At 70.8% G+C, this 21,995-nt stretch carries 18 protein-coding genes and 1 pseudogene; 15 read left to right on the top strand and 4 right to left on the bottom strand.

The features are described from left to right. Positions 1-206: endo-1,4-beta-xylanase (locus AOK15_RS04665; protein ID WP_055513043.1), on the bottom strand; the 206-nt coding region annotated here is incomplete at its 3' end. Between AOK15_RS04665 and AOK15_RS04660 the strand changes: the two are divergent. Continuing rightward, positions 117-878, top strand: a pseudogene (locus tag AOK15_RS04660) (glycoside hydrolase family 10 protein); the annotation flags it as partial. The gene AOK15_RS04665 and the pseudogene AOK15_RS04660 overlap by 90 nt on opposite strands. Positions 879-1,250: 372 nt before the next feature. On the opposite strand, the gene AOK15_RS04655 reads toward AOK15_RS04660, so the two are convergent. Beyond that, the gene (locus tag AOK15_RS04655; RefSeq protein WP_055513041.1) at positions 1,251-3,482 is read right to left on the bottom strand and encodes an alpha-L-fucosidase; all 2,232 of its coding nucleotides are present in this window, start codon (positions 3,480-3,482) and stop codon (positions 1,251-1,253) included. Between the two features lie 427 nt (positions 3,483-3,909). On the opposite strand from AOK15_RS04655, the gene AOK15_RS04650 reads away from it, so the two are divergent. The 13 genes from AOK15_RS04650 to AOK15_RS04590 all read left to right on the top strand — a co-directional run bounded on the left by AOK15_RS04650 (position 3,910) and on the right by AOK15_RS04590 (position 18,323). Next, the gene (locus AOK15_RS04650) at positions 3,910-4,974 is read left to right on the top strand and encodes a sugar ABC transporter substrate-binding protein (RefSeq protein ID WP_055513039.1); all 1,065 of its coding nucleotides are present in this window, start codon (positions 3,910-3,912) and stop codon (positions 4,972-4,974) included. 44 nt (positions 4,975-5,018) lie between these two features. After that, positions 5,019-6,581, top strand: coding sequence for a sugar ABC transporter ATP-binding protein (locus AOK15_RS04645; protein WP_055513038.1), 1,563 nt, complete (start codon positions 5,019-5,021; stop codon positions 6,579-6,581). Between the two features lie 4 nt (positions 6,582-6,585). Further along, the gene (locus tag AOK15_RS04640) at positions 6,586-7,629 is read left to right on the top strand and encodes an ABC transporter permease (protein ID WP_055513047.1); all 1,044 of its coding nucleotides are present in this window, start codon (positions 6,586-6,588) and stop codon (positions 7,627-7,629) included. A 98-nt stretch (positions 7,630-7,727) separates the two neighbouring features. After that, complete coding sequence (locus tag AOK15_RS04635) at positions 7,728-9,062, top strand: L-fuconate dehydratase (protein WP_055513036.1); 1,335 nt, start codon at positions 7,728-7,730, stop codon at positions 9,060-9,062. Next, positions 9,055-9,972, top strand: a complete 918-nt coding sequence (locus AOK15_RS04630) for an amidohydrolase family protein (protein ID WP_055513033.1) — start codon at positions 9,055-9,057, stop codon at positions 9,970-9,972. The genes AOK15_RS04635 and AOK15_RS04630 overlap by 8 nt, the downstream gene beginning before the upstream one ends. Then, entirely contained in the window at positions 9,963-10,400 is a 438-nt protein-coding gene (locus AOK15_RS04625) for an RbsD/FucU domain-containing protein (RefSeq protein ID WP_055513031.1), read from the top strand. Before AOK15_RS04630 ends, AOK15_RS04625 begins: the two co-directional genes overlap by 10 nt. Further along, complete coding sequence (locus AOK15_RS04620; RefSeq protein ID WP_055513029.1) at positions 10,397-11,458, top strand: zinc-dependent alcohol dehydrogenase; 1,062 nt, start codon at positions 10,397-10,399, stop codon at positions 11,456-11,458. The genes AOK15_RS04625 and AOK15_RS04620 overlap by 4 nt, the downstream gene beginning before the upstream one ends. Beyond that, the gene (locus AOK15_RS04615) at positions 11,455-12,216 is read left to right on the top strand and encodes an SDR family oxidoreductase (RefSeq protein ID WP_055513027.1); all 762 of its coding nucleotides are present in this window, start codon (positions 11,455-11,457) and stop codon (positions 12,214-12,216) included. The genes AOK15_RS04620 and AOK15_RS04615 overlap by 4 nt, the downstream gene beginning before the upstream one ends. After that, positions 12,213-12,845 carry a bifunctional 4-hydroxy-2-oxoglutarate aldolase/2-dehydro-3-deoxy-phosphogluconate aldolase gene (locus AOK15_RS04610; RefSeq protein WP_055513025.1) on the top strand — a complete coding sequence of 211 codons (633 nt, stop codon included), beginning with the start codon at positions 12,213-12,215 and terminating at the stop codon, positions 12,843-12,845. Before AOK15_RS04615 ends, AOK15_RS04610 begins: the two co-directional genes overlap by 4 nt. After that, positions 12,842-13,879 carry a sugar kinase gene (locus AOK15_RS04605; RefSeq protein ID WP_055513023.1) on the top strand — a complete coding sequence of 346 codons (1,038 nt, stop codon included), beginning with the start codon at positions 12,842-12,844 and terminating at the stop codon, positions 13,877-13,879. Before AOK15_RS04610 ends, AOK15_RS04605 begins: the two co-directional genes overlap by 4 nt. A 44-nt stretch (positions 13,880-13,923) precedes the next feature. Then, a complete protein-coding gene (locus tag AOK15_RS04600; RefSeq protein ID WP_079058305.1) occupies positions 13,924-14,970 on the top strand; it encodes an aldo/keto reductase in 1,047 nt (348 codons plus the stop codon). Continuing rightward, positions 14,945-15,676, top strand: coding sequence for a FadR/GntR family transcriptional regulator (locus AOK15_RS04595; RefSeq protein WP_055513021.1), 732 nt, complete (start codon positions 14,945-14,947; stop codon positions 15,674-15,676). Before AOK15_RS04600 ends, AOK15_RS04595 begins: the two co-directional genes overlap by 26 nt. Before the next feature lie 367 nt (positions 15,677-16,043). Next, the gene (locus AOK15_RS04590) at positions 16,044-18,323 is read left to right on the top strand and encodes a M4 family metallopeptidase (protein WP_055513019.1); all 2,280 of its coding nucleotides are present in this window, start codon (positions 16,044-16,046) and stop codon (positions 18,321-18,323) included. A 31-nt stretch (positions 18,324-18,354) separates the two neighbouring features. Here AOK15_RS04590 and AOK15_RS04585 read toward each other — a convergent pair whose 3' ends face one another. Further along, on the bottom strand, positions 18,355-20,658 hold the full coding sequence (locus AOK15_RS04585) for an MMPL family transporter (RefSeq protein WP_055513017.1): 2,304 nt from the start codon (positions 20,656-20,658) through the stop codon (positions 18,355-18,357). 142 nt (positions 20,659-20,800) lie between these two features. Between AOK15_RS04585 and AOK15_RS04580 the strand changes: the two genes are divergently transcribed. Further along, positions 20,801-21,175 (top strand): cupin domain-containing protein, encoded by a 375-nt coding sequence (locus AOK15_RS04580; RefSeq protein ID WP_055513015.1) that lies wholly within the window; start codon positions 20,801-20,803, stop codon positions 21,173-21,175. Positions 21,176-21,262: 87 nt separating this feature from the next. Here the strand turns inward: AOK15_RS04580 and AOK15_RS04575 are convergent. Beyond that, positions 21,263-21,995 (bottom strand): hypothetical protein (locus AOK15_RS04575; protein ID WP_055513013.1); only part of this gene is annotated, 733 nt, incomplete at its 5' end.

The raw sequence follows: 21,995 nt of genomic DNA, 5'->3' as shown, positions 1-21,995 counted from the left end.
TCGGCGGAGCCGAAGGTGAACTGGCCGCGGTTGCGCTCGGTCGCGTCCCACTTCATCTCGTTCTCGGGGGTGACCTGGTTGAACTCGCGGTCCAGGATGCCGGTGTACTGGCCGTCACCGAGCGCAACCGCGGCCAGTTCACCTTCGGCTCCGCCGACCAGATCGTGAACCGCGCGGCGTCCCGCGGCCAGAAGGTGCGCGGTCACACCCTGGTGTGGCACTCCCAGCTGCCCGGCTGGGTCAACTCCATCAGGGACGCCAACACGCTGCGCAGCGTGATGAACAACCACATCACCACCGTGGCGGGCCGCTACAAGGGGCGCATCCACTCCTGGGACGTGGTCAACGAGGCCTTCGCCGACGGCGGCAGCGGCCAGATGCGCAGCTCGGTCTTCCGTGACGTGCTGGGCACCGGCTTCATCGAGGAGGCGTTCCGCACGGCCCGGTCCGCCGACCCGTCGGCCAAGCTCTGCTACAACGACTACAACATCGAGGACTGGAACGCGGCGAAGACGCAGGGCGTCTACCGCATGGTGCGCGACTTCAAGGCGCGCGGCGTGCCCATCGACTGCGTGGGTCTCCAGTCCCACTTCGGTGCGGGCGGCCCTCCCGGCAGCTTCCAGACGACGCTGTCGAGCTTCGCCGCTCTCGGGGTGGACGTGCAGATCACCGAGCTGGACATCGCTCAGGCCCCGGCGAACGGGTACGCCAACACGGTCAGGGCCTGTCTGAACGTGGCGCGCTGCACCGGCATCACGGTGTGGGGCATCCGCGACAGCGACTCGTGGCGCAGCGGCGAGAACCCGCTGCTGTTCGACCGCGGCGGCAACAAGAAGCAGGCGTACCGGTCCGCGCTCACCACGATGGGCGGCACGCCCTGACCTCAGGGGCCGGCCGCCGGTGCGCACCGGACCGAGTCCGGTGCGCCGACGCCGGACACTGACGGCCGCGGGCCCCCGGCGTGGTGCGCCGGGGGCCCGTCCGTCGTGGTCGGCCCGTGGAAACGGGGGAAGGCCCCTCCGCCCGGGGGCGGCGGAGGGGCGCCCGCCGGTGTCAGGAGGACGTCCGCTCAGGGGCCGGTGTCCTCTGCCGCTTCACGCCGGCGGTGTGGGGGGATCTTCCGTGTTCCGGCCGCTCGTGTGCGCGGCCTGACCCATCCCATCGCGCCGGCGGCTCTCCGTCACTCCGCCGATCGGCGGGGGAACCCCCGCCTGTCGGCCGGGGTTCGTGCGCGGGAGCCGTCCGACCGGTCAGAGGGCCGTGAAGGTCCACTGGAGGTTGGTGCTGCCGCCTGAGGTCCACTGCTTGGCGACGGAGCCGGAGGAGACGTTGCCCCCTCCGTCGAGGACCAGGCCGGTGGCGCGGTTGGCGACGGTGTGGCGGTCACCGCCCCGGTTCGTGATCTTCCACTGCTGGTTGGGGCTGCCGTTCCAGGGGGCCTGTCTGGCGGTGGAGCCGTCGGAGGTGGCGCCCCAGCCGTCGGCGACCATGCCGTTGGTGCGGTTGACCAGCCGGTAGTAGCCGCCCGCGATCGGCTCGGCGTGCCACTGGAGGTTGTTGTGGCCGTCCCACGTCCACTGCTTGAGGTTGGACCCGGAGGCGACGTCGCCGCCGCTGTCCAGGGCCAGGCCGTTGGTGACGTTGGTGATCCGGAAGTACCTCGCCGGGTTGAACTGGACCCTCAGGGAGGTGATCTGGTCGTTGTTGCCGGTGTTCCGCAGGTCGGGGTTGTCGGCGGTGAACGTCCAGGAGGTGCCGGTGAAGTTGTCCCCCGAGTACCCGATCACCTGGTGGCCGGGGCTCAGGCGGAGGGAGGAGAGGGTGCGTGTGCCCAGTCCGGCCGCGGTCAGGTCGGCCGCGGTGTAGTCGCCGAGGGCGAACGGGGCCGACTTGCCCTGGTAGTTGACGTCCGAGAAGGTGACGGCGCCGGCGAGCGGCGCCATGCCGGGGATGGTGCCGGAGAAGGAGAGCTTCAGGACGTAGGCGTTGGCGCTGTAGGGCGCGGAGGACGGCAGGGCGACCGTGAGGCCGGAGGAGTTCTGCGTGGGGGTGGGCAGGTCGATGGTGGTACCGGCGGTGGAGCCGAGCAGTTTCACCGAGGTCAGCGAGGAGAGGTTGATGCGGTCCGAGCTGAGCGTCTTGATGGTCAGCGAACTGCCGGGCCAGCCCAGGACGGTGGCGTACAGGACGTTGTCGGCCTTGTTGCGGGTGAAGCGGATGTCCTGCGCCGTGCCGGCCGTCGGGTTGGTGAAGGAACCACCGCCCATCTTCGTCGGGCCCTCGCCGTAGACCGTCCAGGCGCGGGTCGCGTAGATCGACTCGCCGAAGCGTTTCAGGTGGTCGCCGATGCCGAGCAGGATGTCCTTCTGCGCCTGCGGGATGGTGCCGTCGGCCATCGGCGCGATGTTGAGCAGCATGTTGCCGTTCTTGCTGACCCGGTCGATGAACGCGTGCAGCATCTGCTTGATGCTGTAGTAGCCGATGCCCTGTGTGTAGCACCAGCTGCTGTTGGAGATGCTGTCGTCGGTCAGCCAGTACGGGGTGGTGAGGTCGGCCGGGCCGCCGCGCTCGTAGTCGAAGACCTCGCCCTTGCCGTTCATGCCGTCCTTGTAGGTGGCGACGACCTCACGGCCCCAGCTGTTGGCCTGGTTGTAGTAGTAGGCCAGGAACTTCAGGCGCTGCTGCTCGTCGACGGCGTCCAGTTTGAAGTCCTGCCACAGGATGTCGGGCTTCGCGCGGTCGATGACCTCCTTGAGCTTGTCGAACCAGAGCTGGTTCTCCGCCGCCGCGCCCAGTTGCCCGTAGAACTTCTTGAGGCTGGGGTCCGTCTGGGCGGGGGCGAACTCGTAGAAGCCGTTGTAGTGGAAGGCGTGGTGCATGGCCACCAGCAGCTTGAGGCCCTTGGCGCGGACGGCCGTGGAGAAGAGGCCCAGCAGGTCGAGGCCGGGGCCCTTCTTCACCGAGTTCCACTCGTTGACCTGGCTGTCCCACATGGAGAAACCGTCGTGGTGCTCGGCGACCGGGCCCGCGAACCTGGCCCCGGCGTCGACGAACAGCTGCACCCACTCCTCGGGGTCGAACTTGCCGCCGGCGGACTTCAGCTTCGGCGCGAACTTCACGAAGTTGCCCGCCAGGTCCTGAGCACCGTTGATGAAGTTGTGGTACGGCCACGCCGAGGGCTGGCCGTAGGTCGCGATGTGGTGCTGGTTGGCGGAGTCGCCGGCCCGGTACATGTTGCGCGGGTACCACTCGTTGCCGAAGGCCGGGACGCTGAAGACGCCCCAGTGGAAGTAGATGCCGAACTTCGCGTCCTGGAACCACTCGGGGGCCGGCGGGTGCTGGTCGACCGAATCCCAGTCGGGCGTGTAGGTGCTCGGCGCCGCCTGGGCCACGCCGGCGCCGAGGACGCCTCCGGCGACGACCGCGGCGGCCACCCAGGTGGCCCCGGCCAGGAGCCGGCGTCTGCTGATCGAACTCGACATGGTCACATCCCTGATGCGGAGGGGGGAGGGGGGAACGCGAGGGGAACACGCACGAAGGTCGAGCACGTCGCCTCGCGATGTCAACCGGCGTGCAGGGATGAAAAGCACGAGAGGGAGGCGATATCGCCCTGGAATATCCCGCTTTGCTGCACTATGCACATACGTAGACATGGTATGTATTCACCTCTGGCCCCTGCGCGTCCGCGAGGACCCACCAGTCGCATTCATGGGATGGATCTTGCGGCCTCCAGGTCACCCCCACCATCAGGCCACCCTCTGAACTGCTCGTTTCTCAGGAGTTACGCAAGAGACTGGACAGCCGGGCCGGAACGAGCCTATAAAGACATCCCATCTCTACTCCGCCGCGATATCGGATGTCGTCGAGGCGAAACGTCTCCCGCTACGGGACCAGCGCGAGGAAACCCTCATGAGACTCAGAACAGCCCTCTGTTCCGCCGTATCCGCCCTGTCCGCACTGGCGCTCCTCAGCGCGTGCGGCAGCGGTTCCACCGACTCCTCGGCGTCGGGTGACAAGCCGCTGGTCGGCGTCGACTACCCGCGCTCCGACACCGACTTCTGGAACTCGTACATCAAGTACACGCCGGAGTACGCCAAGGAGCTGGGACTGGATCTGAAGACCACCAACTCGCAGAACGACGTCGCCAAGCTCACCGCCAACGCGCAGACTTTCATCAGCCAGGGCGTCAAGGGCCTCGCGATGGCCCCGCAGGACACCGCCGCCATCGCCCCGAGCCTGGCGCAGCTGGAGGCGAAGAAGATCCCCGTCGTCACCGTCGACACCCGCCCCGACAGCGGCAAGGTGTTCATGGTGGTGCGCGCCGACAACCGCGCCTACGGCGAGAAGGCCTGCCAGTTCCTCGGCACGAAGCTCGGCGGCAAGGGCAAGGTCGTGATGCTCCAGGGCGGTCTGGACTCCATCAACGGCCGTGACCGCACCGAGGCGTTCAACGACTGCATGAAGAAGAACTACCCGGACATCACAGTGTTCGGCGAGGCCACCAACTGGGACGGCGCCGTCGCCGCACAGAAGCTCCAGACCCGGCTGACCCAGCACCCGGACATCAAGGGCATCTACATGCAGTCCAGCTTCGCGCTGTCCGGGACGCTCCAGGTCCTCAAGCAGAAGGGTCTGCTGGTGGACCCGAAGGACAAGAAGCACGTGTTCGTCGTGTCCAACGACGGCATCCCCGAGGAGCTGAAGTCCATAGCCGCGGGCAAGATCGACGCCACGGTGTCCCAGCCGGCCGACCTGTACGCCAAGTACGCCCTGTACTACCTGAAGGCCGCGATCGACGGGAAGACGTTCAAGCCCGGCAAGACCGACCACGACAGCACCATCATCAAGGTCCGCGACGGCCTGCTGGAGGACCAGCTGTCGGCCCCGCTCGTCACGGCCGACGGCGGCTCCTACGGCGGTGTGCCCAGCGTCAAGAGCGACGACACGTCCCTGTGGGGCAACAACCTCGGCTGACCCCTCACCCGAACGCGAAGGCTGACGAGAACAAGGCGGTTGAGATGAGCGACGGGGAGCGGACAGTCACCCCCGCGCCCGCCCCGGCGGACGGCGGACGGGCCCCCTCGGACCCGCCCGTCGTCGAGGCGGCGGGCATAGTCAAACGATTCGGGCCGACCGTGGCCCTCGACGGCGCCCGGATCACCATCCGGCCCGGCGAGACCCACGCCCTCGTCGGCCGCAACGGAGCCGGAAAGTCGACCCTGGTGTCGGTCCTGACCGGTCTCCAGGCCCCCGACGAGGGAACGGTGACCTTCGGCGGCCGACCCGCTCCCCGGCTCAGCGACCGGGACGCCTGGCGGCGCCAGGTGGCCTGCGTCTACCAGAAGTCGACCATCATCCCCACCCTGACGGTCGCCGAGAACCTCTTCCTGAACCGGCACGACCGGGCCCGCGGCCGGCTCATCAGCTGGCAGGCCACCCGGCGCCGCGCGCAGGAACTGCTGTCGACCTGGTCGGTGGACGTCGACCCGCAGACCCCCGCCGGGGAACTGAGCGTCGAGCAGCGGCAGTTCGTGGAGATCGCGCGGGCCCTGTCCTTCGGGGCGCGGTTCATCATCCTCGACGAGCCGACCGCGCAACTCGACGGTGCCGCCATCAACCGCCTCTTCGACCGTATCCGCGATCTGCAACGCCAGGGCGTCACCTTCCTCTTCATCAGCCACCACCTCCAGGAGATCTACGAGATCTGCGACATGGTGACGGTCTTCCGCGACGCCCGGCACATCGTGACGGCGCCGGTCGCGGACCTCGCCCGGGCCGACCTCGTCGCCGCCATGACCGGCGAGGCCGCGACCGACCTGGCCGCGGAACGGTCCACGACCCTCGACGCCACCGCCCCCGCCGCGCTGCACCTCAACGCCCTGCGGGGCGACGGCTACGACGGTGTCACTCTCCGGGTCGGGGCGGGCGAGATCGTCGGGCTCGCGGGCGCCGCCGGCAGCGGACGCACCGAGGTCGCCGAGACCGTCGTCGGCCTGAGGGCCGCGGCGGCGGGCGAGGTGGAGATCGCCGGGCGGCGCCCCCGGCCGGGCAGCGTGCCCGCGGCGCTCGCCGCCGGCGCCGGGTTCGTCCCCCAGGACCGGCACCACCAGGGCTTCGTACCGGACATGTCGATCGCGGACAACGCCACCCTGTCCGTACCGCAGCGGCTCGGCCAGGCCGGGTTCCTCAGCCGGGGCCGCCGGGACCGGCTCGCCGAAGGCATGATCGAGAAACTGGCGATCAAGACACCCGGACCCGACCTGCCCGTGTCCGCGCTGTCCGGGGGCAACCAGCAGAAGGTCGTCATGGCCCGGGCCCTCGCCGACGACCCCCGCCTGCTGGTGCTGATCAATCCGACCGCGGGCGTGGACGTGCGCTCCAAGGAGTTCCTCCTCGGCAAGGTCGAGGAGACCGCGGAGACCGGCACGGGGGTGCTCATCGCCTCCGACGAACTCGACGACCTGCGCATGTGCGACCGGGTCCTGGTGATGTTCCAGGGCCGTGTGACCTCAGAGATCGCCCGCGGCTGGCACGACCACGAACTCGTGGCCGCGATGGAAGGAGTGGACCTGCATGCCTGACGTGATGCCAGAAACCGTCCTCGCGGACACCGCCGCGACCGAGGCGCCCGCGCCCCGGCCCCGGCGGACCGCGCTGCTCGGCGGCCGCATCCCCCTGGCCCGGATGCGCGACCTCGCGCTGGTCCCGGCCATCGTGGTCATCGCGATCGTCGGACAGATCGTGAACCCGGTCTTCCTCCAGGCCGACAACCTCGTCAACGTCCTGCAGACGATGTCCGAGATGGCCCTGCTGGTCCTCGCCCAGACGATGATCCTGATCGTCAAGAAGATGGACCTGTCCCTGGAGTCCACCATGGGCCTCGCGCCCGGAGTCGCGGCCTGGCTGGTCGTGCCGACCGGCGCCGGCCACGGACTCGGACTGCTGCCCGGCGCCTGGGCCGTGCCCGTCACCCTCGCCGTGGGCGCGCTCGTCGGGGTGATCAACGCCCTGCTGATCATCCGGTTCGGCCTCAACGGCTTCATCGTCACCCTCGGCATGCTGATCGTGCTGCGCGGAGTCCTCACCGGCATCTCCGGCGGCCAGACCTTCTTCCAGCTGCCGGAGTCGATGCTCTACCTCGGCACCGCCGCGTGGTTCGGGGTGCCCGCGTCGATCTGGATCTGCCTGCTGCTGTTCGCCGTCGCGATCGTCGTCCTCGGCTGGACCGGTTTCGGCCGGTCGCTGTACGCCATCGGCGGCAACGTCGACGCGGCGAAGGCGGCGGGCATCCGCACCGACCGGGTGCTGTGGATCGTCATCGTCTCCGGCAGCGTGCTCGCCGCGCTCGCCGGGCTGATGCTCTCCGGGCGTCTCGCCTCGGTCGCGTCCGCACAGGGCAACGGCTACATCTTCACCGTCTTCGCCGCCGCCGTCATCGGCGGGATCAGCCTCAACGGCGGCAAGGGCACCATGTTCGGCGCCTTCAGCGGCATCCTCCTGCTCTTCATGATCCAGAACGTGCTCACCCTGGCCGGCGTGCCCGCCCAGTGGATCGGCGCCCTCAACGGCCTGATCATCCTGGTCGCGCTGACCATCTCCCGCATCACGGGCGGCAAGGTCCAGGAGTGACCCGGCGGCCGCACCGGCCGCCGCACTCCGCCTCCGGCCCCCGTTCCCGTCACGCGGGGCCGCCCGTAAGTACCCCGCCCCTCACAGGAGTTGCCGTCATGCAATCCGTCCCGTCCGCTTCCCCGGCTGCCGCCCGCGTCACCGCCCTCGAGGTGCTGGACGTACGTTTCCCGACGTCCGAGCACCTGGACGGGTCGGACGCGATGAACCCCGAGCCCGACTACTCCGCCGCGTACGTCGTCCTGCGCACCGACGCCGGCGACGGGCTGGAGGGGCACGCCCTGGCCTTCACCACCGGCCGCGGCAACGATGTCCAGGCCGCCGCCATCGCGGCCCTCGCCCCGTACGTGGTGGGCCTTCCCGTCGAGGAACTCTGCGCCGATCTGGGCGCGTTCTCCCGCTCCCTCGTCCACGACCCGCAACTGCGCTGGCTCGGCCCGGAGAAGGGCGCCATCCACATGGCGACCGGGGCCGTCGTCAACGCGGCCTGGGACCTCGCCGCCAAGCGTGCCGGGAAGCCCGTGTGGCGCTTCCTCGCCGAGATGACGCCCGAGGAACTGGTCGCGCAGGTCGACTTCCGCTGGCTCAGCGACGCCCTCACCCCCGAGGAGGCGCTGGAGATCCTGCGCAGCGCCGAGTCCGGCCGCGAGGAGCGGATCGCCCACCTGCTGGAGCGGGGCTACCCCGCCTACACCACCACCCCCGGCTGGCTGGGCTACTCCGACGAGAAGCTGTCCCGCCTGGCGCGCGAGGCCGTCGCCGACGGCTTCACCCAGATCAAGCTGAAGGTCGGCGCGGACCTCCAGGACGACATTCGGCGCATGCGCACCGCCCGCGAGACCGTCGGCGCCGACATCCGCATCGCCGTCGACGCCAACCAGCGGTGGGACGTCCAGCCCGCCATCGACTGGATGCGCGAGCTGGCCCCCTACGACCCGTACTGGATCGAGGAGCCCACCTCCCCCGACGACATCCTCGGCCACGCCGCCGTCCGCAAGGCGCTCGGCCCCATCAAGGTCGCCACCGGCGAGCACGTCGCCAACCGGGTCGTGTTCAAGCAGCTCCTCCAGGCGGAGGCGGTGGACATCGTGCAGATCGACTCCGCGCGGGTCGGCGGGGTCAACGAGAACCTCGCGATCCTGCTGCTCGCCGCGAAGTTCGGCGTACCGGTGTGCCCGCACGCCGGCGGAGTGGGCCTGTGCGAGATGGTCCAGCACCTGTCGATGTTCGACTACGTCGCCGTCTCCGGCACCACCGAGGACCGCGTCATCGAGTACGTCGACCATCTGCACGAGCACTTCGTCGACCCGGTGCGCATCGCCGACGGCCACTACCTGGCGCCGACGCTGCCGGGGCTCGGCGCGCAGATGCATCCCGCCTCCCTCAAGGAGTACACCTACCCCGACGGCCCCGTCTGGTCGGCCCGTGTCTGATGTGCCCGGGCTGGTCGACGCCCACCACCATGTGTGGGACCTCGACCGTCGTCCCCAGCCCTGGCTGAGCGAGCCCGGCCACGCGCCGATCCACCGGACCTTCGGCACGGACGACCTGCGGGCGGCCGCGACCCGGTCGATCGCCGGGCGGCGGCTGCGGCGCACCGTCGTCGTCCAGTGCGTCACGTCCGTGCCGGAGACCCGAGAACTCCTCGCGCTGGCCGAGGGGGACCCCCTGGTCGGCGCGGTCGTCGGCTGGGTCGACCTGACCGCACCGGCTGTCGGCGACGTCCTCGACGAGCTGCGGGCCGGCCCCGGTGGCGAGTATCTGCGGGCCGTACGCCACCTCGTCCAGGGCGAGTCCGACCCGCAATGGCTGCAACAGCCTGCCGTGGAGCGGGCGTTGGGTACGGTGCGGGAGCGCGGGCTGGCGTACGACATCCTCATTCGTGATCATCAGTTCGATCAGGCGGTGCGGTTGGCCGAGCGTCTCCCCGATCTGCCGCTCGTCCTCGACCACGCGGGCAAACCACCCATCGCCTCGGGTGAACTCGGTGCCTGGGAGCAGGGGTTGAGACGGCTCGCCGCCCATCCGCAGGTGCGGTGCAAGGTCTCCGGTCTGGTCACGGAGGCCGCCCACCGGACGTGGACGACCGACGACATCCGCCTGGTGTGGGAGCTGCTGCTCTCCGTCTTCGGCCCCGACCGGCTGATGTTCGGCTCGGACTGGCCGGTCTGTGTCCTCGCCGGCGGCTGGAACGCCTGGGCGGCGACCGTCGAGGAACTGCTCGGCGGCTGCTCCGCGACCGAGACGGAGGCGATCCTGGCCGGCACCGCGACCGCCTTCTACCGCCTCGACCCCCTTGAACCGCCCGCTCCCGAGAGGAAGGAGAGGACACCGTGCTCCTGACCGATCTGCTGCACCCGGGCATCCTCGAAGCGCTGGCCGGCGCCGGCCACGGGGCCCGTGTGCTGCTCGCCGACGGCCACTACCCGGCGAGCACCGCCACCGGCGACCGCGCCAGGACCGTGCATCTGAACCTGGCCCCCGGGCTGCTGGACGTCACCACCGTCCTCGACGTCCTGCTGACCGCGCTGCCCGTGGAGTCGGCCCAGGTGATGGTGCCGCCCGAGGGCGAACCGGAACCGCCGGCCATCGCCGAGTACCGCGCGCGTCTGGCCCCCGCCCCGGTGGAGACCCTCGACCGGTTCGCGTTCTACGACGCCGCCCGCTCCCCCGACCTCGCGCTGGCCGTCGTCACCGCCGACGTCCGCACCTACGCCAATCTGCTGCTGACCATCGGCGTCCGCGCCGTAGAGACCCCGGGAACACGATGACCCTCGCCGTCCGTTACACGGCTGCCCGTACCTTGGACACGGCTCCCGCACCGAGCGTGGAGCCGGGCCCCGGTGAGGTGGAGCTGGCCCCCGCCTACGTCGGTATCTGCGGCACCGACCTGCACATCTTCCACGGCGACATGGACACCCGCGTCGCCACACCCGCCGTCCTGGGCCACGAGATGTCCGGCCGTGTCCTCCGCGTCGGCCCCGGAGTCGAGGACTGGGCGCCCGGCGACGCGGTGACCGTGATGCCGCTGCGCTGGGACGGCACCTGCCCCGCCTGCCGCGCCGGCCACCACCACATCTGCCAACACCTCGACTTCATCGGCATCGACTCCCCCGGCGCCATGCAACAACGCTGGACCGTACCCGCCTCCACCCTGATCCGCCTGCCGGAAACACTCCCGCTCGACCGGGCCGCCCTCGTGGAACCCACCGCGGTCGCCGTCCACGACGTCGGCCGCGCCCGGGTCACCGACGGCGAGAAGACCGTCGTCGTCGGCGGAGGACCGGTCGGCGTGCTGATCGCCCTGGTCGCGCGGGCCGCCGGAGCCGACGTGCGGGTGGTGGAACTCAGCGCCCACCGCCGGAAGCTGGCCCAGGAGTTGGGGCTGACCGTCTGGGACCCGGCCACCGACGACATCGGCGCCCTCGTCGGCGCGTGGACCGGCGACGCGGGCGCCGACGTCGCGTTCGAGGTGTCCGGCGCGGCCGGCGGCGTGGACACCGCCGTCGAGGCACTGGGAGTACGCGGCCGGCTGTGCCTGGTCGCCATCCATCCCCGGCCCCGCGAGGTGAACCTGCACCGCTTCTTCTGGCGCGAACTCACCCTCATCGGCGCCCGCCTGTACGACCGCAGCGACTTCGAGCAGGCCGTCTCCCTGGTCGCCGACGGCACGATCCCCGCCGACCGGCTGATCAGCAAGGTCGTCCCCCTCACCCAGGCCCCCGCCGCGTTCGAGGCCCTGGAGGGCGGCGGCGACGTGATGAAGATCCTCGTGGACTGCACCGACGACACCGACACCTCCGACGACACGCAAGGAGTGGCCGTATGAGCGCCTTCGACCTCACCGGGAAGCTCGCCGTCGTCACCGGCGCCCGCCGTGGTATCGGCCGGGCCATGGCCCGTGCCCTCGCCGCCGCCGGAGCGGACATCGTCGGAGTGAGCGCCAACCTGGAGGAATCCGGCAGCGACGTCGAGAAGGACGTCACCGCCGCAGGCCGCACCTTCGAAGCCATCCGCACCGACTTCGCCGACCCCGACGCCGTCCGCGCCCTCGGCACCGACCTCGCCGGACGCGAACGCCCCGTGGACATCCTGGTCAACAACGCGGGCACCATCCGCCGCGCCCCGGCCGCCCAGCACAGCGACGCGGACTGGGAGTTGGTGCTCCAGGTCAACCTGAGCGCCCAGTTCGCCCTCACCCGCGCCGTCGGCGCCACCATGGTCGCCCGCGGCCAGGGCAAGGTCATCTTCACCGCCTCTCTGCTCAGCTACCAGGGCGGGATCACCGTCCCCGGCTACACCGCCGCCAAGCACGGCGTCGCCGGTCTGACCAAGGCCCTCGCCAACGAATGGGCACCGCACGGCGTCAACGTCAACGCCATCGCCCCCGGCTACATCGCCACCGACAACACCCAGGCCCTCCAGGACGACCCCGTCCGCAGCAAGGCGATCCTCGACCGCATCCCCGCCGGACGCTGGGGCGACGCCGACGACCTCGCCGGGGCCACCGTCTTCCTGGCCTCCGACGCCGCCGCCTACATCCACGGCACCACCCTGCCCGTCGACGGCGGATGGCTCGGCCGATGAGCGGCACCGACCTCGCGGGCGTGCTCGACGGCTGCCGCATCCTGCCGGTGCTGACCGTGCCCGACCCCGGCACGGCCGGCCCGCTCGCCGACGCGCTCACGGCCGGCGGCGCGCGGTGCGCGGAGGTCACCTTTCGCACGCCGGACGCGGCGCAGGTCCTGAAGACGATGGCCGCGCACGGTGGCCTGGTCGTCGGTGCCGGGACCGTGCTCACCGCCGAGCAGGCGGAACGGGCGGTGGCGGCGGGCGCACGCTTCGTCGTCTCCCCCGGCTTCGACGGGGACGTCGTCGCGCGCTGCCGCGAGCTGGGGGTGCCCGTCGTGCCGGGCATCGCCACCGCGACCGAGCTGATGCGCGCCCTCGCGGCGGGCCTCGACACCGTCAAGCTCTTCCCCGCGGAACCGCTCGGCGGGGGCGCGCTGCTGCGGGCGCTGGCCGCGCCCTTCCCCGGGGTGCGTTTCGTGCCCACGGGCGGCATCGGTCTCGACCGGATGTCCGACTACCTCGCCCATCCGGCGGTCCTCGCCGTCGGCGGCAGTTGGATGGCCACGCCGGGCCATCTGGAGCGTGCCGACTTCGCCGGGATCCGCCGGCTGACCGCCGAGGCCGTGGAGAGGAGTGCCCGGTGATCGACGTGCTGGCCCTGGGCGAGGTGATGCTCCGCTTCGACCCGGGCGAGGGACGCATCCGCACCACCCGTACCTTCCAGGTGTGGGAGGGCGGCGGCGAGTACAACGTCGTACGCGGTCTGCGCCGCTGCTTCGGGCTGCGTACGGCCGTCGTCACCGCCCTCGCCGACAACGCGGTGGGCCGGCTCGTCGAGGACCTCGTCCTCCAGGGCGGCGTCGACACCTCGCTGATCCGCTGGGTGCCGGACGACGGCATCGGCCGCGCCGCCCGCAACGGCCTCAACTTCGTCGAGCGCGGCTACGGCATCCGCGGCGCCCTCGGCGTCAGCGACCGCGCGCACACCGCTGTCTCCCAGCTGCGCAAGGGCGACATCGACTGGGACACGCTGTTCGCGTCCGGGCCCCGCTGGTTCCACACCGGCGGCATCTTCGCCGGCCTGTCCGACACCACCGTCGACGTCGCGGACGAGGCCATGGCCGCCGCCCGCCGCCACGGCGTCACCGTCTCCTACGACCCCAACTACCGCCCCAGCCTCTGGACCGGCCGCGGCGGTGCCGACCGGGCCCGCGAGGTCGACCTGCGGCTCGCCCGGCACGCCGACGTGGTCGTGGGCGCCCTCGGGCTGGCCGGGCCGTACCCGGGAGCGGTGCGGGTCGACCGGGACGAGGTGCCCGACGCGCTCGCCGAGGTCGCCGGCCGGCTGCCGTCGGCGCGGGTGCTGGCGACGACGCTGCGCGCGGTGCCGTCGGCGGGCGTGAACGACTGGTCCTCGGCGGCCTGGTCGCCGACGGACGGCTTCGTCGCGGGCCCCGACCTGCCCGGACTGCAGGTCCTGGACCGCATCGGCTCCGGCGACGCGTTCGCCGCCGGTCTCATCCACGGGCTGCTCGCCGGCACCGGCCTGGAGCGCGCCCTCGCCTACGGCACGGCGCACGGAGCGCTCGCCATGACCACACCGGGCGACGTCTCCATGGCGTCGCTCGCGGAGGTCGAGGCGCTCATGGCCGGCGGCTCGGCCGCCGTCCGGCGCTGACCGGCGCCCCGCCCCTTCCGCACCCCCGCCCCCAGGAGCACGTCGTGCGCAACCGCAGGATCGCGAACACCTCCGTCGAGGTCACCGAGCTGGGCTTCGGTGCCTCCGTCATCGGCAACCTCTACCGGGTCACGCCGGTCCAGGACGCGACGGCCGCCGTCGACACCGCCCTGGACGCGGGCCTCCGCTACTTCGACACCGCGCCCCACTACGGGCTCGGACTGTCCGAGCAGCGCCTCGGAGCCGCTCTGCGGGGCGTGCCCCGCGAGCGGTACGTCGTCTCCTCCAAGGTGGGCCGCCTCCTCGTGCCCAACGAACAGCCGCGGGGTGTCGACAGCGAGGGGTTCGTCGTCCGGGACGACCTGCGCCGCGCGTGGGACTTCAGTCGCGAGGGCGTCCTGCGGTCCATCGACGCCACCCTGGAGCGGACCGGCCTCGACCGGCTCGACATCGTCTACCTCCACGACCCCGACGAGCACTGGCGGCAGGCCGCCGACGAGGCCATGCCCGCCCTCGCCGACCTGCGTGACCAGGGAGTCGTCGGGGCGATCGGCGCCGGGATGAACCAGTCGGCCATGCTCGCCCGCTTCCTGCGCGAGACCGCCGCCGACGTCGTGATGCTCGCCGGCCGCTACACGCTCCTCGACCAGTCCGCCCTCGACGACGTCCTGCCCGCCGCCGCCGAGCACGGCCGGAGCGTGGTCGCCGTCGGCGTGTTCAACTCGGGTCTGCTGTCACGGGACCGCCCGGCCCCCGGCATGAAGTACGACTACGCGGACGCCCCACCGCACCTCGTCGCCCGGGCGCGGGAGATCGCCGAGGTCTGCGAACGTCACGGGACGACCCTGCCCGCGGCCGCGATCGCCTTCCCCTTCAGCCATCCCAGTATCATCAACGTCACCCTGGGAATGAGGAACGCGGAGCAGGTCAGGCGGAACGTGGACCTGTACCGTCGGCGGGTGCCCGAAGGCCTCTGGGACGATCTTCGCACCAGGGGACTGATCAGACCGGACGTACCCACGCGCAACAGCGCGGAGCACACTCCGGAGACGGAAGGGGTGGGCGTTGTCTCTGACGGACCGGGCCATTGAGCAGATCCGCGAGCTGATCCGCACCGGCGCGTTGCCGCCGGGCTCCAAGCTGCCGCCGGAACCTGAGCTGGCCGCGCAGCTGGGCCTGTCGCGCAACCTGGCGCGCGAGGCCGTCAAGGCGCTCGCCGTCGCCCGTGTCCTGGAGGTGCGGAGGGGCGACGGCACCTATGTGACCAGCCTCCAGCCCAGCCTGCTGCTCGAAGGTCTCGGTGGCGCGGTGGAGCTGCTCCAGGGCGACACGGTGGCGTTGCTGGACCTGATGGAGGTGCGCCGGCTCCTCGAACCGGTCGCCACCTCCCTCGCCGCCACCCGGATCACCGACGAGCAACTGGCGGAGGTGAAGCGGCATCTGGACGCCATGCGCGCGGCGCGGGACGACGTCGAGCAGCTGAACGCGCACGACGCGGCGTTCCACCGTGCCGTCGTCGCGGCCACGGGCAACGAGACGCTGCTCACCCTGCTGGAGGGCATCTCGGGCCGTACGCTGCGCGCCCGTATCTGGCGCGGTCTGGTGGACGACCAGGCCTCGGGGCGCACCCTCGCGGAACACGAGGCGATCTTCGAGGCCCTGTCGTCCCGTGACGCCGTACTCACTCACGCCGCCGCGCTGATGCATGTGAACCACACCGAGCAGTGGTTGCGCGACCATCTCAGGAACGCCGACTCCCTGGAGGACGGCCCGCAGGTGCCCCCCGTCGACGACTGACGCCGGAGGTCCACGCCCCGCCGTCCCTCCACGCCCCGCCGTCCGTGCCGGGCCCCCTACGGCACGGACGGCACTCGGGGTCGCCTCCGGGTGGCACCGTCCGCTCCTCGAACGCCGCGGGGGCCGATTCCGGGTCCGCCGTGGTCAGCCCGTCGGCGACCACTCGATAATCGAACAGTTTCCGGCCAAAGACTTGATATGCCCCTGACATAAGCGGCTCACATCTGTCACTCTGTGCCCACTCCGTCTCACGACGGAGCACGCGCACCCGCAACGCAGCTCTCCCTGCACCACCCGGCGCCCCATCCGTGCGCCGGGTCCTTCGTACGGCCGTTCGTCCAACGTCGGCCGCAGCAAAGGAGTTCGCGTGAGATCCACCCCCCACAGACGTACAACGGCCATGGCCACGCTCGTCGTCGCGGCAGCGATGCTCGCGGTGGCGGTACCGGGCGGCTCGGCAAGCGCCCGCGGCGACGGCGGCGAAGGCACCGCCCGTCCCGCGGCCGCCAAGCCCGACCGCGGGTCCCTGCCCGCGAAGCTGAGCCCCGCTCAGCGCGAGAGCCTCATCCGCAAGGCCGAGAAGGCCACGGACAGCACCGCCGACCGCCTCGACCTGGGCGGCAAGGAGGAGCTTCGGGTCCGTGACGTCGTCAAGGACGCCGACGGCACCCTGCACACCCGCTACGAGCGCACCTTCGCCGGACTTCCCGTCCTCGGCGGCGACCTCATCGTCCACGCGTCGAAGTCCGGCGCGGTCGAGAGCGTCACCCGTTCCTACAAGCCCCGGCTGAAGGTGTCGGACCTCAGCGCCGCGGTCAGCAGGGCCACGGCCGAGAAGCAGGCGCTCAAGGCGGCCAAGGACGAGGGCTCGGCCAAGACCGAGGCGGACAGCGTCCGCAAGGTCGTCTGGGCCGCGAAGGGCACGCCCACCCTCGCCTACGAGACCGTCGTCAGCGGGTTCCAGCACGACGACACCCCGAGCGAACTGCATGTCATCACCGACGCGCAGACCGGCAAGAAGCTGTTCGAGTACGAGGGTGTGCACACCGGCACGGGCAACACCCGCTACAGCGGCACCGTCACCCTCGGCACCAGCGAGTCCGGCTCGTCGTACACGCTGACCGACGCCGACCGGGGCAACCACCGCACGTACAACCTCAACCGCGGCTCGTCCGGGACCGGCACCCTGTTCAGCGGCTCCGACGACATCTGGGGCGACGGGACCACCGCCAACCCGGAGACGGCCGGCGCGGACGCCCACTACGGCGCGGCGCTGACCTGGGACTACTACAAGAACGTGCACGGCAGGAACGGGCTGCGCAACGACGGCGTCGCCCCGTACAGCCGGGTCCACTACGGCAACAACTACGTCAACGCGTTCTGGCAGGACGCCTGCTTCTGCATGACGTACGGCGACGGGTCGGGCAACGCCAACCCGCTCACCTCGATCGACGTGGCCGCGCACGAGATGACGCACGGTCTCACCTCGGTCACCGCCAACCTCAACTACAGCGGTGAGTCCGGCGGGTTGAACGAGGCGACCTCCGACATCTTCGCCGCCGCCGTCGAGTTCGCCGCGGGCAACCCCGAGGACGTCGGGGACTACCTGGTCGGCGAGAAGATCAACATCAACGGCAACGGCACGCCGCTGCGGTACATGGACAAGCCCAGCAAGGACGGCTCCTCGCGCGACTACTGGTCCTCCTCGCTCGGCTCCGTCGACGTCCACTACTCCTCCGGTCCGGCCAACCACTGGTTCTACCTGGCCTCCGAGGGCAGCGGCACCAAGGTCGTCAACGGGGTCTCCTACGACTCCCCGACCTTCGACAACCTGCCGGTGACGCCGATAGGCCGGGCCGCGGCCGAGAAGATCTGGTTCCGGGCGCTGACCACGTACATGACGTCCACGACCAACTACGCGGGCGCCCGCACGGCCACCCTGCAGGCCGCCGCCGACCTGTACGGGCTCGGCTCGGTGACCTACAACAACACCGCCAACGCCTGGGCCGCGATCAACGTCGGTGCACGGATCCTCGACGGTGTGACCGTCGTCCCGCCGGCGGCCCAGTACTCCCTGGTCGGTCAGGCCGTCACGCTGGACGTCCAGGCGTCCTCCACCAACCCCGGCGCCCTGTCGTACACGGCGAGCGGTCTGCCGGACGGGCTGTCCATCGACGCCTCCACGGGCCGGATCTCGGGTACGCCGACCGCGGCCGGCACCTCGACACCGACCATCACGGTGACCGACGCCACCGGCGAGACCGGTACGGCGAGCTTCGCCTGGCGGGTGGACGAGGAGGGCAACCAGTCGGTCTTCGAGAACACCGCCGACTACCAGATCCCCGACAACTCCACCGTCGAGTCCCCGATCAACGTCAACCGGGCGGGGGCCGCGTCCAACCCGCTCACCGTGGACGTGAACATCGTCCACACGTGGCGTGGTGACCTGGTCATCGACCTCGTCGCTCCGGACGGCACGGCATACCGGCTGAAGAACTCCGCGTCCTCCGACTCGGCGGACGACGTGATCGCGACGTACACGGTGGACGCGTCCTCCGAGACCGCCGCGGGCACCTGGAAGCTGCGCGTCCAGGACGTGGCGAGCCTCGACACCGGTTACATCAACAGCTGGAAGCTGACCTTCTGACAGAGCGTCACCTCACTCTGCGACAGGTCGGTCAGGCGGTCGGTCCCTGCTTCACGGGGGCCGGCCGCTCCGCCGTGTTCCCCTCCGCGTCGATGTGCGGCAGCACGCGGTCCAGCCAGCGCGGCGTCCACCAGGCGTGGCTGCCGAGCAGGGTCATCACCGCGGGGACCATGAGCAGGCGGACGACCGTCGCGTCGATCAGGACGCTCACGGCGAGGCCGAGGCCGAGCATCTTCACCACGATGTTGTCGCTCACGATGAACGCGGCGAACACGCTGACCATGATGAGCGCGGCGCAGGTGATGACGCGCGCGGTGATCTCCAGGGCGTGCGCGACGGAGGCGCGGGCGTCCCCGGTGCGCTGCCAGGCCTCGTGGACACGGGAGAGGAGGAAGATCTCGTAGTCCATGCTGAGGCCGAAGATGATGGCGAACATCATCATCGGGACGTAGCTCTCGATGGGCACCTTGCCGTTGACGCCGAGCGCCGGGCCGCCCCAGCCCCACTGGAAGACCGCGACGACCACCCCGTACGAGGCCCCGATGGACAGGACGTTGAGGACCGCCGCCTTCAGCGCGACGAGCGGACCGCGGAAGACGGCGAGGATGATCAGGAAGGCGAGGGCGACGACCACGGCGATGATGACGGCCAGTCGGCTCGCCACGATGTCGCGGAAGTCGACCTGGGACGCGGTGGTGCCGGTGACATAGCCCTCGGCCTTGGTGCCGGAGACCGCGCCGGGCAGGGTGTCGTCGACGAGGCGGTTCACCAGGTCCGTGGTGTCGGCGCTCTGCGGGGACTGCGTGGAGTAGACCGTGCCGACCAGGACGTCCCCGTCCTGGGTGGGGGTCAGCGGGGTGACCGCGTACGCGCCCTTCACGTCGTCGAGGTCCTTCTGCACGGTGCTCTGCAGGGACTGCCGGTCGGAGGACGGGACGGACGTCTGGTCGACGACGACGGTGAGGGGCCCGTTGGAGCCGGGCCCGAAGGCGTCGGTCATCAGGTCGTAGGCGCGCCGGTCGGTGAACGAGGTGGGGTCGGCGCCGTCACCGATGTGACCGAGCTGCATGGAGAAGACGGGGATCGCGAGGATCGCCACCGTCACCACGCCGGCCGACAGGAACCGCCAGGGGTGGTGCTCCACGCGCTGGGCGTAGCGGTGCCAGGTCCCGGTGATCTCCTCGCCCTCCTGGACGCCGGTCTCCGCGACGGGACGGCGCACGTGGTAGCGGTCGATGCGGCGGCCGATGAGGCCGAGCAGGGCCGGGAGCAGGGTGAGGGCGCCGGCGATCGCGGAGACGACGGTCGTCGCGGCGGCGAGCCCCAGCTTGCCGATGAAGCTCACCCCGGACGCGTACAGCCCGGCGAGGGCGACGATCACCGTGCAGCCGGAGACGAGGACGGCGTGCCCGCTGGTGGAGGCGGCCCGGCCGGCGGCCCGCACCGGGTCGGCGCCGTCCATGAGGGCCTGCCGGTGACGGGTGATCAGGAACAGGGCGTAGTCGATGCCGACGCCGATACCGATCATGGTGGCCAGGGTCGGGGAGACGGTGGCGAAGGTGAACGCGGCGGCCAGCAGACCGAGGCAGGCCAGACCGCCGACCACGCTGAGCAGTGCGGTCACCAGGGGAAGACCGGCCGCGATGACACTGCCGAAGCCGATCAGCAGGACGACGATCGCCACGCCGAAGCCGATGAGTTCGCTGACCCGGTCGTCCGGGGCGGGCCGGGCCAGTTCGCCGAGCGGACCGCCGTACTCGACCTCGGCGCCCGCGGACCGCAGCGGCTGCACCGCGTCGTCGACGCCGTGGAGGTAGCTGTCCTGGAGGGTCGACGGCTGCACGTCGAAGCGGATGGTGATGTACGCGGTCTTCTGGTCCGAGGACAGCGGGCCGACGTTCGGCTGCTTCGACTGGTCGGACTGGCTCGACTGGTCCGACTGGTCCGACTGTGAGGAGGCCGTGGTGAGCGGGTTCTGCACCGACAGCACGTGCGACAGCTTCTCCAGGTCGTCGACCGTGTCGGACATCTGGGAGCCGAGTTGGGTCAGCGGCTTGTCCTTGTCGTGGACGACGATCTGGCTGCTGTAGCCGCCGGCCTGCGGATCGTGCGCCTTCAGGACGTCCAGCCCCTTCTGGGACTGCACACCGGGCAGGGAGAAGTTGTCCGAGTAGTCGCCGCCGAACGAGCGGTTGAGAACCTGGAGGGCCGCCAGCACCACCAGCCAGGCGACGATCACGATCACGAAGTGCCGGGCGCACCACTCGCCGAGTCCGCGCAGCCCGCCGGTGCGGCTGCTGCCGCCGCCCTTGTCGTGGGAACGCCGTGCGCTCATCTCTCTCCCTGGGGACGATCTCCGACCCTCATTAGACGGTCCGCACGGCACCCCGGCATCTCCTGCGCCGCCGGTCCCCCGGATGGCGGCCCCGGCTTGACGGGCGGACGATGGGGAGTGGGACGGAACGGAAGGAGCCGCCATGCTGGAGATCAAGACGGTCGAGAAGCCGGACGAACGCCGGGACTTCCCGCGGGGGCACCTCGAAGCCGTCCACCTCACGGGGCTCGACTTCGCCGTGGGTGTCTTCGAACCGGGATGGCGCTGGTCGGAGTCGGTCGCACCGATCGCGGGCACGGACAGCTGCGAGGTCCACCACAACGGCTACATCGCGCAGGGGCGCATGCACATCCGCATGGACGACGGTGGTGAGGGCGAGCTGGGGCCGGGCGACGTCTTCGTCTGCCCGCCGGGCCACGACGCGTGGGTCGTGGGCGACGAGCAGTGTGTCGTCTACGACTTCGCCGGACAGATGGCCAAGGACTACGCCAAGTCCACCGGTGACCGACCCGGGTGAGGGTGAGAGGGAAAGGAGGCGGGGGCGTTCGCGCCCCCGCCTCCGCCGTGCTCCGCCGTCCCCGTGCCGGGGCACGTCAGACGCGGCCTAGACCCCGTCGATCTCCTTGAGGTTCTCCAGCGTCGCGGTGGTGTCGGTCTTGAGCCAGTCGGTGACCTCCGCCACCTCCGGAAGGCTGGCCGCGTCGTCGTCGTAGGTCGACGCGTACGCGCTCCAGCTCATCTCGTACGTCACCCAGCCGTCGCGCACCGCGAGCGTGGCCGAGCGGCTGCCGCTGCTGTCGCCGCCGGAGGTGGTGTCCTCGGTGACCAGGTACGCCTCGTCGCCGAAGCCGCTGACCCGCTCGACCTCGTAGTCGTCGTAGCGCTGGTCGTACTCGGCCCAGCGGGCGGTGAACTCGGGGCCAGGGTCGGTCTTCTTGTGCAGCTCCAGTTCCACGGAGAAGTACGCGTCCGAGAGGGTGGAGGTCGAGGACTTCTTCAGGGAGAGGCTGCAGTAGCTCTGGTCGAGGGCCTCGTGCTCCAGGGACTGGTTCACCGGGCTCGAGTCCTCCTCCGGGTACTCGTCGTCGAACGAGGAGTGCTCCACCTCCCGGCAGAGCTCGGACTTGGCCTCGTATCCGCGCAGGTCCGCCTTGTCGTCGCGGCCCAGGAGGAAGACGCCTCCGGCCCACGCGGCCGAGGCCAGCACCGCGCCCAGCACAGCCCAGAGCACGGCGCGTCCGGCGCCACCCGAGCCGGGGGCGGCGGGGGCCTGGGGGTAGCCGGCGGGCGGGTAGCCACCGGGCTGCGGCTGCCCGTAGGGGTTGTGCTGCGTGGGC

Origin of the sequence: Streptomyces ossamyceticus, from assembly GCF_001418475.1 — a bacterium.
GTDB classification, from domain to species: Bacteria; Actinomycetota; Actinomycetes; order Streptomycetales; family Streptomycetaceae; genus Streptomyces; species Streptomyces ossamyceticus.
Note: the sequence above shows the minus strand (reverse complement) of the source record. Positions and strands in the feature narration are given on the sequence as shown.